The following is a 10,908-nucleotide window of genomic DNA, read 5'->3' on the forward strand; positions in this document are numbered from 1 at the left end:
GTCGGCGCGCATCTTCGTGCCCGCGCCCGATGGATCACCAGACTTTTCGCCCCCGCATTGCGGCCGCGATTGCGGATCCCACGCGCTTGCCTTGCTTGCTCCTTGATCGAGATATCTTTTGCCTCCGCCACGGGAAGCACCAGCGCCCCGTTTGCGCCCGTCTTCGACCCGATGCGGTACGTTTTCACGACGGGTCATTCCCTGTCCGATCGGAGTGAAAGCGCCTGTCGCGCCCCGGCACGGCGGCGAGAAGCTTACGGGTATAGGCCTCGCGCGGATTGGCGAAAAGTTCGTCCGACGGCCCCTCCTCGACGATGCGGCCGCCGCGCATGACGGTGATCCGGTCGCAGATGCGGCTCGCCACGCGTAGGTCATGGGTGATGAACAGAAGCCCGAAGCGCAGCCGTTCCTGCATGCGAGCCAGCAGATCGAGGATCTGCGCCTGTACGGAAACGTCGAGGCCGGAGACGCTTTCATCAGCGATAAGCAGGTCCGGCTCCACGGCGAGCGCACGGGCGATGCAGATCCGCTGACGCTGCCCCCGAGAACTCGTGCGGAAAGCGTTCGGCGGCGGAGGCGTCGAGTCCCACGGCCTGCAGCAATTCGGTCGCGCGTCGTCGCGCGTCCGGACGAGCCAGCCCGTGGATGATCGGGCCTTCCGCGATGGCGCCCCCCGCCGTCTGCCGCGGGTCGAGCGCGGTATAGGGGTCCTGGAAGACGATCTGAACACACTTTCGCGCCGCGCGCAGAGTGGGGCCTTCGAGGTTCGTGAAGTCGCTTCCGGCGATCGCGAGCGTTCCCTCATCAGGCCGTTCCAGTCTGATCACGCATTGCGCGAGCGTCGATTTTCCGCTGCCGCTCTCGCCCACCAGTCCCAGCGTTTCGCCACGTCTGATGGCGATATCGACCCGGTCGAGTGCACGCACCTCACGCAACTTGCCGAAGAGCGTGCGGGTGCGGAACGTCCTGGCGACACCTCGCGCGGACAGCGCAGGCTCTCCGAGGTTCGTTCGCGGCGCGCGCGGCTGGAGGCGCGGCACGGCTTCGAGCAGCTCGCGGGTATAATCGGCCTTCGGACGGGTCAGCACCTCCTCTGCCGTGCCGATTTCGACGAGTTGCCCGTGACGCATGACGCCCACGCGGTCGGCAATCTCGGCGACGACGCCGAAATCGTGCGTGATGAAAAGGATGCCGTATCGTGCTGCCGCCGCAGGTCGAGCATCAGCTGCAGGATGCGGGCTTGCGTGGTGACGTCGAGGGCCGTCGTCGGCTCGTCCGCGATGAGGATTGCGGGATCGAGGGCGAGCGCGGTCGCGATCATCACGCGCTGGCATTGTCCGCCCGAGAGCTGGTGGGGATAGGCCCGGACGACCTGTTCCGGATTGGGCAGGCGCACCTCTCCGAAGAGCTGGATCACCCTTTGGCGGATCTCGGTTTCCTTCATGTCGGTATGGAGCCGGAAGACCTCCGCCACCTGCTCGCCGACGCGGTAGACGGGATTGAGCACGGCGATCGGCTCCTGAAACACCATGGCGAGCCGCCGCCCGGTCAGCCGCCGTCGTTCGGTCGGGGTGAGACGAAGCAGGTCACGTCCCTCGAACCGGATTTCGCCCGAGGGCTGCGGCAGGTTCGGCGGCAGGAGGCCCATCGTCGCGAAGGCGCTGAGCGACTTGCCGGAGCCCGTCTCGCCCACGATGCAGAGGATCTCACCCTTCTCGAGCGTCAGGTCGAGCCCGTCGACGGCGAAGGGGCGGTCGGCGCCCGGGGGAAGCGGGACGCGGAGGCTGCGGATGTCGAGGAGCGGTTCCGTCATCGCCCGACGGGCCCCGCGGGGTTGCGCGGGTCGCTCGCGGCCATGTGGACGGCGAAACGGGCGCAGTGATCTGCCAGATGCTCGAAGATCGCGCGCCCGATCTCGGCAGAGGCGAGGGCGGGGTCGCCGCCGATCATGCCGTCCGGGTTCACCTCGTCGGCATCGAGCGGCAGGTTGACCGGCACGCCGTCGAAGGTCACCCCGCCCGTGCCGGACATCGGCAGGCCGAAGGCTTTGCCGCGCGCGGAGGGCCGGGCAAGTTCGGGGCGCATCCGTTCGGGATGCAGGTACATGCAGACGGAGGTGATGGGGTCGCCGCCATGACCCCGCGCTTCGTCCGAGCGCTCGCCGTGAAGCCGTGTCCAGAGCTCGTTCGGAATGGAGCGCCACAGGTCGATCGAAGCCACGGCGATGCCGCTCGCCCGGCGGATGTCGCGCAGTGTCTCATCGATAAGGGCGGCGTTGGAGGAATGGCCGTTGAGGATCAGGATCCGGTCCAGCCCATGATCGAGAAACGCTTCGACCATGTCCCGGATCACGGCGCGGAAGGTCGAGGCGCGCAGCTGCATCCCGCCCGGAAAGGGACGGAAGAACTCGGCGTAGCCGAAGGGCAGGCAGGGCGCGACCACAGCGCCCGAACGCCGCGCCGCCGCGTCCGCGATGCCGGCGGTCAGCGTGAAATCCCCCATCGGGCAATGCGGACCCTGCACCTCCTGACTGCCGAGCGGCAGGAGGATGACCGGGTTCTGGGGCAGACGGTCGCGGAACTCCGCAGCCGTCATGTCCTGGAGCGCGTGCTTCATGCCGGCAGGGTGAGGTAGTCGCCGAACATCCGCATTTCCCCGTCGGGCCGCGCGATCCACTCGATATCGGAGCGGTGGGCCCAGTTGTAGACGCTCTTCCAGAGATAATATCCGGGATACACGTCGAGCCAGGCTTCGCGCAGCTTCTCGAAGGCCGCACGGCGTTCCTCGAAGGTGATGGCAGCTTCGAATTCGCGCCCCGCGGCGAGATATTCGGGCGTCGGATCCCAGGTCTTCCACTGTGCGGTCGCCCGGCTCGAGGTCGGGCCCCAGTCGAGCCAGAGCGGCTGGTAGGGGTCGCCCGGAATGAAGTCCGTCGACATCGACATGTTCATCATGTGGTAGGGGCGGGTGTAGACCAGCTCGAAATTGTCGAGGATTTCGGCCCGCACGTTGACCCCGACCTGACGCCACATCTCGACCATTATCTCGGCGGCGGCTTCGTAGTTGGGATAGAACTGCCGGGTGATGTACCAGTCGAGAACCTGTCCGTCATAGCCCGATGCCGCGATCTTCTCCCGGGCGGCGTCGGGGTCGTAAGGCAGGGGGTTTTCCATGTCCGGGCGGTAGAAGTCACCGTATTCCGGGAAGTTGAAGGGCACGTCCGGATGGAACGTGTTGTCCCCGAAGAGCGCTTGCACGATCGCGTCCATGTCGATGGCCTGCACCATTCCCTTGCGGAGGTTCACGTCGACGAGCGGATTGTCCTCCGGATCAGGGCGCGTGTTGAAGGCGAAAGCCGAATAATTGTTGGCCAGCGCGCGGGTAACGGTGACACCGTCGTAGCTTTCGAGCTGTGGTTCCTGGTCGGTGGGAATGTTGACCATGAAGTCGAACTCGCCCGATACGAGACCCGCCATCCGCCCGGCGAATTCCGGCACGATTCGCCAGATCACCCTGGCGGCGGGGGGCGGGCCGTCCCAGTACTCATCGAACGCCTCGAGCTCGAGCACCTCGCCCGACCGGAACGTGGCGACGCGATAGGGGCCGGTGCCGACCGGCGCCTGCCCGAAGGCGTCGACACCCACCTCGAGGTAATGCGCTTTCGGCACGACGAAGCCGATATAGCCGGTCAGTTTGCCGGGAATGTAGGGATCCTCCGCTTCCGTCTCGATCTCGACGGTCAGGTCGTCCACCGCCTCCACGCGGACGAAGCCGGCGGTGAACGTCTTGCCGCGCGGTTCGAACGGCTTCTCGCCCCAGAGGCGCTCCGGTCCCAGCGTGAAGGCCAAGTCCTCCGCCGTCATCGTCTCGCCGTTGTGGAACTTGACGTTTTCCCGGAGCTTCAGCGTCCAGACCTTGCCGTCGCGGCTCTATTTCGTCGCGATGCCGGGCTTCAGGTCGAGCCCCTGCTCCTGGGCCAGGTAATCCCGCTCGACGAGATGGGAGTAGATGTTGGGAAAGAACCGCCGCGTGGTGGTGGAGATACCGTTGATCGGCGCGATGTTGGCCCAGAGGTTGTCGACCGCGACGGTGAGCGTCGGTCGCTCGCCCTGCGCCCGGACCGGACGTGCGTAGCGCGGCAGCGTCAAAACCCCCGCACCGATGGAATACTTTCCGAACGTCCGTCTCGTTATCATGGGATGACTCCTCAGGTTCAGGTGGTTCGTTGCTTGAGCATCGGGTCGAGCCTGTCGCGCAGGGCGTCTCCCAGGATCGACATGGACAGGGTGATCACGAAGATGAGCGTGCCGGGCCAGACCGAGATCCACCACGCCGTCGAGAGGTAGTCGCGCCCGTCGTCGAGGATCTGTCCGAGGCTCGTCAAAGGGGGCTGGATGCCCAGACCCAGAAAGGACAGCGAGGTTTCGAGAAGGATTATCTGGGGAAAGGTCAGCGTCAGCTGGACGATGAGCGCCGAGGCGACATTCGGCAGGACATGGCGCAGGTAGAGTCGTACCGGATGCGCGCCGAGCGCGACGATCGCCTTGGCGTAGGGCTGTGACGTCGCGGAGAGCACGACGCCGCGCGCGAGGCGGGCGTAGGTCTCCCACCCGAAGAGGCCGATGAGCAGGATGAAAAGCGTGAGCGAGTTGCCGAAGAACGCCAGGAGCGTGAGCGCGATCAGGATGAAGGGCAGCGAGGCCTGCAAATCGACGAGCATCATCAGCCCCTCTTCCACGAGGCCGCGGAAATGCGCCGCGACGAAACCCACCAGCGTCCCGAAGACCGCCCCGATGAGCGTCCCGGCAAGTGCCACCGAAAGCGACATGCGCAACCCGTCCACGAGCCGTGCCACCATGTCCCGTCCGATCCGGTCGGTGCCGAGCGGATATTCCGCGGGACCGCCGAGGAAGGCCGGGCGGGCGAGCCGGTTCAGCAGGTCCTGATCCGTCGTCGCGAAGGGCGTGAAGACGTTGCCGATCAGAGCGACGAGGACGACGGCGACGAGGACGGATGCGGCAGCGAGCACCGTGAGCGAGGGGCGGCGGCTCATTGCGCACCCCCGCGTATGCGCGGATCGAGCAGGCCGTAGACCAGATCGACGAGGAGGTTCGCGAAGACCATCGTCGCGGCGATCACGAGGACGAGCGCCTGCACCACGGCAAGGTCGCGCGCCGAGACGGCCTGCACGAGAAGGCGGCCGATGCCGGGCCAGCCGAAAACGGTCTCGACAACGACCGCTCCGGCTATGAGCTGTCCGAGGTTCAGGCCGATCACGGTGACGATGGGGATCGCCGCGTTGGGCATCCGGCAAGCGCCCCTGAGCCAGCAGATCAAGCTGCTCGAGGATCGGCTGGGATCGGCGCTGTTCCATCGTACCACACGGCGCACCCGGCTGACCCCCGCGGGCGAGACGATGCTGCGCCACGCTCGGGACCTCCTCGACGGAATGGATTACGCGATCGCCCACACGCACGCGATGGCCGGCGAATCGACAGGCCGCCTGACGGTGGCGGGGGTTCAGGTGGCGCTGACCCATGTGCTGCCGCCGATCATCGAGGCGTTCCGACAAAGCTGGCCCGCGATCATCATCGATGTGCGGCATCTCGGAACGGGCGATCAGCTGCGCACGCTCGAGGCGGGCGAAACCAACATCGCCTTGATCCGGCCCACGGAGCAGGCGCCGTTCATGCAAACGAGGCGGCTCGTCAGCGAGCCCTTTCTCGCGGCGCTGCCACGCACGCACCGCCTCGCGGACCGCGACGTGCTCCGTCTGACGGATTTCGAGGGCGAGAACATGTTGGGCTACGCCAACGTCCTCGGCGCGCCCTATTCCGGCGTCGTCACGGAGGCGTTCCGGCAAGCGGGCGTGCATCCGCGCATCGTCCAGACATGCACCCACACGATGACGATCGCGACGCATGTCGCCTCGGGGCTCGGATCGGCGATCGTCCCGGCCTGGATTTCCGGCATGGGCTTGCCGCGCATCGCGTTCCGGCCCGTGCCCGAGCTCGATCAGGGGATCGACCTGCTGATCGCCTGGCCGTCCGGCGAGACATCGCCGGTCGTGCTCGATTTCATCCGCACGGCCTGCGGGGTCAGCGCGGAGATCGCGACGGAGATCGGGATGATGCGCGTTCCGGACTGACCGGATCAGACGAGGACGTCGATCTCCCGCGGGGGCATGCCGTTCGCGATGGCGTCGAGATTGCGCATGATGCGGGTCATCGAGGTCGAGAAGCCCGAGGCGGAGACGGCCGCGATATGCGGGGTGAGGATCACCCGGTCGAGCCCGAGAAGAGGATTGCCCGGGCGGATCGGCTCCTCCGCGAAGACATCGACCGCCGCACCTGCAACATGCCCGCTGCGGATCGCCTCCGCCAGGTCGCCCTCCACGAGAACTCCCCCGCGTGCGGCGTTGACGAGGAGCGCGCCCGGTTTCATCGCGGCCAGCGCGTCCCGGTCGATCATGTTCCGCGTGCTGTCGTTGAGCTCGCAATTGAGCGTCACCACGTCCGCCTCGGCCAGCAACTGGGCGAGCGGCGCAAACCGCACGCTGAGTGCCGCCGCCTCGGCCCCGGGGAGCGGTCGCCGCTTGGTGTAGAGGACGTCGCAGCCGAACCCGACCAGAAGACGCGCGAGCGCGGCGCCGATATGGCCCAACCCGACGATCCCCACGCGACGTCCGGAAAGCGTGGTCGAACTCGGCGCCAGTTCGCCCTTGCGCCAGTTTCCGGCGGCGATGCCCGAATGGCCGCGAACGAGGTTGCGCCCGAGCGCCAGGATCAGGCCGAGCGTCGTCTCGGCCACGGCCACGGCGTTGGACCCGGTGGTGCGCAAAACCCGGACATCGTTCGCGCGGGCGGCGTCGAGGTCGATATTGTCATAGCCCACGCCCCATTTGTGTACCGCGCGCAGGCCCGGAACGGCCATCATCGCGGCAGTCACCGGCGCGTCGCCGGTGATCACGAAGGCCGCGCCGGAAAGGGCCGCCGACTGATCCTCCGCCGCGCGCGAAGATGCCGTGGCGAGCGTCCATCCATCGGGCAAGTAGGGACGTATGCGATCGAGCCGGTCCGGCGCGGCGGGGTCGAGCAGGACGACGCGGGTCATCGCTCAGAGCTCGAAGCGGACGTCCGGCCGGGCGAGGCCGCCGCCCTGGGCGATGACGGTGCCGTCGGCGCGCCAGCAGGCGGCGCCGGTCATGGTGCCGTCCGGCTCGAAGGCGATGGCGTTCATACCGCCGCCGATCGTGCGGACCGTGCGCACGTCGTGGCCTCTGGCCGCGAGCGCGTCCCGCATCGGCGCATAGGCCGGCTCGAGTTCCAGATGCGCGCCGTCGGTCCAGAGCCGCGGCGCCTCCACCGCCTCCTGCAGGGACATGCCGTGATCGAGGAGGTTGACGATGGCCTGCAGCGCGGAGGGGAAGATGCGCACGCCGCCGGGGAGGCCGAGCGCGACGCGCGGCCGCTCGTCCCGGAGCACGATCATCGGCGCCATGGAGGTCGGCACCCGTTTGCCCGGCGCGATGGAGAGCGCCCGGCCGGGCCGGGGATCGTAGTTCGACATGTAGTTGTTCGGGATCATGCCGGTTCCGGGCACCATGAAGCGCGCCCCGAAGAGGCCGTTCAGCGTATGCGTGGCCGTCACGATCATGCCGTCGCGATCGGCCACGGTGACGTGGGTCGTGTCGGGGCTCTCGCGCCCGGTCGCCGCGCGCCCCGTTCCTCCGACGTCGCGCAGCCGGGCCCGGCCCTCGTCGGCGTAGGCCTTGGAGACGTAACGGTCCACCGGCACGTCCACGAAGTCCGGGTCGCCCGAGGCGGCGCGCCGGTCCTCGAAGGCGACGCGGATCGCTTCGGCCAGAAGGTGCATCGTTTCGGCCGTTCCGAACCCCATCGCGCGGAGGTCGTAGCCTTCGAGCAGGTTCAGCATCTGCGCGACATGCACGCCGGAGGAGGCGGGGGGCGGGGGGCCGACGACCACGTGGTCGCGATAGGGGCTCCGGATCGCGTCGCGCAGCCGCGCCTCGTAGCCTTCGAGGTCGGCCATCGTCACCCGGCCCGCATCCGGCCCGCCGGTGTCGAGCCGCTCGACGAGCGCCCGCCCGAGCGCCCCGCCATGCAGCGCCGCCGCGCCCTCCGCCTGCACCAGACGCAGCGTTTCGGCGTAGTCGTGCATGACCAGCCGCGTGCCGGGCTCGGCCGGCCGGCCGCCCGGCAGCAGGAGGCGGGCGATCGCGGGGTCCCGGGCAAGGTCGGCCTCGTGCTCGCGGATTGCGCCGTTCAGATAGGGCGTCACGGTGAAGCCGCGCGCCGCGGCGCGCAGGGCCGGTTCCACCAGATCGGCGAAGGGCAGGCGGCCGTGACGCGCATGCAGCATCTCCCAGCCGCGCAGGTTGCCCGGCACGGCGACGGCGGAGGCGCCGACGAGGTTCCGCCGGTCCTTCGCATCGAGCGCATGGGGGGCCGCGTCCGGGTCCGGCTCGAACATCGCGGGATCCATGTCGCGCCCGGCGCAGGACAGCGCGTCGACGATCTCGTGCCGACCGTCGGGCAGGCGCAGATGCGCGATCCCGCCGCCGGCAATGCCGACCATCATCGGCTCCACCACGGTCAGCGCGAGAAGCGCGGCCACCGCCGCGTCGACGGCGTTGCCGCCCGCCGCCAACATTTCGCTGCCCGCCGCGGAGCCCAGCGGAGCGTTTGTGACGACCATGCCCGCGCTCCCCGCGGCGGGACGCTTCTCGCAGGTGAAGGGGAGGGGGGGCATGGCATCTCCGTCGGCGGTTAAGGGTTTCTCGGCCGAGTTCGGTCAGAGGTCCGATGACATAGGAAGCCGCTCGAACCGCCGATGACAAGAGCAACGGTGGGGAGCAGCCGCATCGGCCGGATCCGGCATCGCGGTGTTCAGCGGCCATGCAAGGCGTGATCGGCGCGGCAGCAGCCTGGAAATGCCATCCTCGAAGGAGCGATCGTGTGGACAACGTATATGGGCCGAGCGACGATCCCCCAGCCTGTCCGCGAGGCGGTCGGATTCCCGTCCGGACCGGGCTCGAGTTCGCCCCGGACGATGCCGCCGATGCCCGCATCCGCCGTTGCGCAACAGGGCTACGACGAAGATGACGACCGGTGGGAACATGGCGCCGACCCGGGGGTTGGCGGCGATACGTTTGTCGACGCCGACGTCCCGATCGGCGATCCGCTCCGGGGCGAGCAGGGAAGGGCGGACGGCGTGTCACCGACCCAATCGTCCATGCCGGGGTCTCGACTGCATTCGAGCGATCTAGCTGTTCGATCCCACGGTTTGATGGTGTGATCGTTTCGAGGGAATGGAAGGAGGCACTATGGGGCAGGTTCGTCACGGGAGCGCCACGTCCTGTTACCTGGCAGGCGATTTGCATGGCAAATCTGCCGGGAGGGCACGCACGCCGTCCGAGCGGCGATACAGCGATCGCAAGCTTCGCTCTCGCAGCTGAGCCAGGAGCTGGGTATCAATCCGAAGACGGTCGCGAAGTGGCGGAAGCGGGCGACAGTCGAGGACATGAAGACTGGCCCGAAGGAGCCGCGCTCGACGGTCCTGACCGAGGCGGAAGAAGCAATGATCGTCGCATTCCGTCGTCACACGCTACTGCCGCTGGACGACTGCCTTTATGCTCTGCAGCCAACGATCCCGCACCTGACGCGTTCGGCGCTGCACCGTTGCCTGCTACGACACGGGATCTCTCGCCTGCCCGACATCGAGGGGGACAAACCGAAGCGGCAGCGGTTCAAGCGCTACCCCATTGGGTTCTTCCACATTGATATCGCCGAGGTGCAGACTGCCGAGGGCAAGCTCTATCTTTTCGTGGGCATTGACCGCACAGCCAAGTTCGCCGTCACCCAGCTGGTTGAGAAGGCCGACAGGCGCACCGCCTGAGAGTTCCTGCAGCACATGCTCGAGGTCGTGCCCTACCAGGTCCACACGATCCTGACCCCCTCACGGGACATCACTGCGTGATGCCCTGTCGGGCAATGGACAACCGCATCCAGTTCGCAGAGCAACCGAGAAACCGGAACACCGTCCTCTCCCGGCCGATGCGCTTCGACATGATCTGCGACGCCAACGGGATCGAGCGCCGGCTTGCGAAGCCCAACCATCCGTGGAGTTTGGAGGATCAGAAAACAGTCCGGGGGAGTGTTTTCCCGACAAACCGCCAAGTCGAGCGGATGAGCCGCACAATCAAGGACGGTGAGGCCCAAAGCCGATCCGGGGGATCGGCGACGGCTGACCGTCAAGCACTTCCACTACGACAGCCATGATCACCTGCGGACCCACCTCGACGACTTCATGGCCGCTTACAACTTCGCCCGGCGGCTCAAGACCCTCGGCGGCCTCACGTCCTACGAATACATCTGCAGGATCCGGACCTCAGAGCCGGATCGATTCATCCTCAACCCGATCCACCAAATGCCGGGACTGAACACCTAGGGTCGCCAACGTGATGGTCGAACCTACCTTTGCCCCACGCCATCTTTCACAACCGTACGAGGTCCAGAACCACGGCTTCACATCGCAGCATCAGGAACTCAAGATGGCCTGTCTGGACGTTCCGGCGAGCGGTGACGTGAATGGCCGTACAGTACTTCTGCTGCATGGGAAGAACTTCTGCGCAGCGACGTGGGAAGAGACGATCGTCGCGCTTGCATCCGCAGGCTACCGCGTCGTTGCGCCTGACCAGATCGGTTTCTCCAAGTCTTCGAAGCCTGAGCAGTATCAGTATACCCTGCACCAACTGGCCCAGAATACACACGAATTGCTTGCAGTGCCGAATTTGGGGGAAACGGTCGTTATGCCGGGCGCCAGCATCCGGACAGGGGTGTCGTCGGCGAAGATCGCCTGTCCGGCCAGCACATGCCGCCCGATGGC

General features: G+C 67.1%; 11 protein-coding genes and 3 pseudogenes. 4 read left to right on the top strand and 10 right to left on the bottom strand.

What is annotated here, in order from left to right; all coding sequences use genetic code 11:
- Positions 1-184 precede the first annotated feature (184 nt).
- From Q1B08_RS17705 to Q1B08_RS17740, 8 genes and pseudogenes are all read right to left on the bottom strand, one after another.
- Positions 185-502, bottom strand: a complete 318-nt coding sequence (locus Q1B08_RS17705) for a hypothetical protein (RefSeq protein WP_299821811.1) — start codon at positions 500-502, stop codon at positions 185-187.
- A 24-nt stretch (positions 503-526) separates the two neighbouring features.
- A pseudogene (locus Q1B08_RS17710) lies at positions 527-1,130 on the bottom strand (ATP-binding cassette domain-containing protein); the annotation flags it as partial.
- Positions 1,082-1,813, bottom strand: a complete 732-nt coding sequence (locus tag Q1B08_RS17715; RefSeq protein WP_299821815.1) for an ABC transporter ATP-binding protein — start codon at positions 1,811-1,813, stop codon at positions 1,082-1,084. The pseudogene Q1B08_RS17710 and the gene Q1B08_RS17715, both read right to left, overlap by 49 nt.
- The gene (locus tag Q1B08_RS17720) at positions 1,810-2,616 is read right to left on the bottom strand and encodes a creatininase family protein (protein WP_299821817.1); all 807 of its coding nucleotides are present in this window, start codon (positions 2,614-2,616) and stop codon (positions 1,810-1,812) included. The genes Q1B08_RS17715 and Q1B08_RS17720 overlap by 4 nt, the downstream gene beginning before the upstream one ends.
- Positions 2,613-3,917: pseudogene (locus Q1B08_RS17725) on the bottom strand (ABC transporter substrate-binding protein); the annotation flags it as partial. The gene Q1B08_RS17720 and the pseudogene Q1B08_RS17725, both read right to left, overlap by 4 nt.
- 12 nt (positions 3,918-3,929) lie before the next feature.
- Positions 3,930-4,196 carry a hypothetical protein gene (locus Q1B08_RS17730; protein WP_299821819.1) on the bottom strand — a complete coding sequence of 89 codons (267 nt, stop codon included), beginning with the start codon at positions 4,194-4,196 and terminating at the stop codon, positions 3,930-3,932.
- A gap of 17 nt (positions 4,197-4,213) precedes the next feature.
- Positions 4,214-5,053: an ABC transporter permease gene (locus Q1B08_RS17735; protein ID WP_299821821.1), complete on the bottom strand. Its 840-nt coding sequence runs from the start codon at positions 5,051-5,053 to the stop codon at positions 4,214-4,216.
- Positions 5,050-5,307 (bottom strand): ABC transporter permease, encoded by a 258-nt coding sequence (locus Q1B08_RS17740; RefSeq protein WP_366140048.1) that lies wholly within the window; start codon positions 5,305-5,307, stop codon positions 5,050-5,052. The genes Q1B08_RS17735 and Q1B08_RS17740 overlap by 4 nt, the downstream gene beginning before the upstream one ends.
- On the opposite strand from Q1B08_RS17740, the gene Q1B08_RS17745 reads away from it, so the two are divergent.
- Positions 5,300-6,148, top strand: coding sequence for a LysR substrate-binding domain-containing protein (locus tag Q1B08_RS17745; protein ID WP_366140049.1), 849 nt, complete (start codon positions 5,300-5,302; stop codon positions 6,146-6,148). The genes Q1B08_RS17740 and Q1B08_RS17745 overlap by 8 nt on opposite strands.
- A 5-nt stretch (positions 6,149-6,153) precedes the next feature.
- On the opposite strand, the gene Q1B08_RS17750 is transcribed toward Q1B08_RS17745, so the two are convergent.
- Positions 6,154-7,113, bottom strand: a complete 960-nt coding sequence (locus tag Q1B08_RS17750; protein ID WP_299821823.1) for a 2-hydroxyacid dehydrogenase — start codon at positions 7,111-7,113, stop codon at positions 6,154-6,156.
- Between the two features lie 3 nt (positions 7,114-7,116).
- Complete coding sequence (gene ggt, locus Q1B08_RS17755; protein WP_299821825.1) at positions 7,117-8,772, bottom strand: gamma-glutamyltransferase; 1,656 nt, start codon at positions 8,770-8,772, stop codon at positions 7,117-7,119.
- Between the two features lie 309 nt (positions 8,773-9,081).
- Here ggt and Q1B08_RS17760 point away from each other — a divergent pair, with 309 nt between their 5' ends.
- The 3 genes and pseudogenes from Q1B08_RS17760 to Q1B08_RS17770 all read left to right on the top strand — a co-directional run.
- Positions 9,082-9,318, top strand: coding sequence for a hypothetical protein (locus Q1B08_RS17760; protein ID WP_299821827.1), 237 nt, complete (start codon positions 9,082-9,084; stop codon positions 9,316-9,318).
- Positions 9,319-9,346: 28 nt separating this feature from the next.
- Positions 9,347-10,470, top strand: a pseudogene (locus Q1B08_RS17765) (IS481 family transposase).
- 13 nt (positions 10,471-10,483) lie between these two features.
- Positions 10,484-10,908, top strand: a 425-nt coding sequence (locus Q1B08_RS17770) for an alpha/beta fold hydrolase (RefSeq protein ID WP_366140050.1), incomplete at its 3' end; no start/stop codon positions are given.

Origin of the sequence: uncultured Jannaschia sp. (assembly GCF_947494025.1) — a bacterium.
Classification (GTDB): domain Bacteria; phylum Pseudomonadota; class Alphaproteobacteria; order Rhodobacterales; family Rhodobacteraceae; genus Jannaschia.

What these genes read in the sequence shown, in the direction of transcription:
- Q1B08_RS17720 (WP_299821817.1), bottom strand. Translation starts at nt 2,616, where the DNA reads ATGAAGCACGCGCTCCAGGACATGACGGCTGCGGAGTTCCGCGACCGT.
- Q1B08_RS17740 (WP_366140048.1), bottom strand. Translation starts at nt 5,307, where the DNA reads ATGCCCAACGCGGCGATCCCCATCGTCACCGTGATCGGCCTGAACCTC.
- Q1B08_RS17735 (WP_299821821.1), bottom strand. Translation starts at nt 5,053, where the DNA reads ATGAGCCGCCGCCCCTCGCTCACGGTGCTCGCTGCCGCATCCGTCCTC.
- ggt (WP_299821825.1), bottom strand. Translation starts at nt 8,772, where the DNA reads ATGCCCCCCCTCCCCTTCACCTGCGAGAAGCGTCCCGCCGCGGGGAGC.
- Q1B08_RS17760 (WP_299821827.1), top strand. Translation starts at nt 9,082, where the DNA reads ATGCCCGCATCCGCCGTTGCGCAACAGGGCTACGACGAAGATGACGAC.
- Q1B08_RS17730 (WP_299821819.1), bottom strand. Translation starts at nt 4,196, where the DNA reads ATGATAACGAGACGGACGTTCGGAAAGTATTCCATCGGTGCGGGGGTT.
- Q1B08_RS17750 (WP_299821823.1), bottom strand. Translation starts at nt 7,113, where the DNA reads ATGACCCGCGTCGTCCTGCTCGACCCCGCCGCGCCGGACCGGCTCGAT.
- Q1B08_RS17715 (WP_299821815.1), bottom strand. Translation starts at nt 1,813, where the DNA reads ATGACGGAACCGCTCCTCGACATCCGCAGCCTCCGCGTCCCGCTTCCC.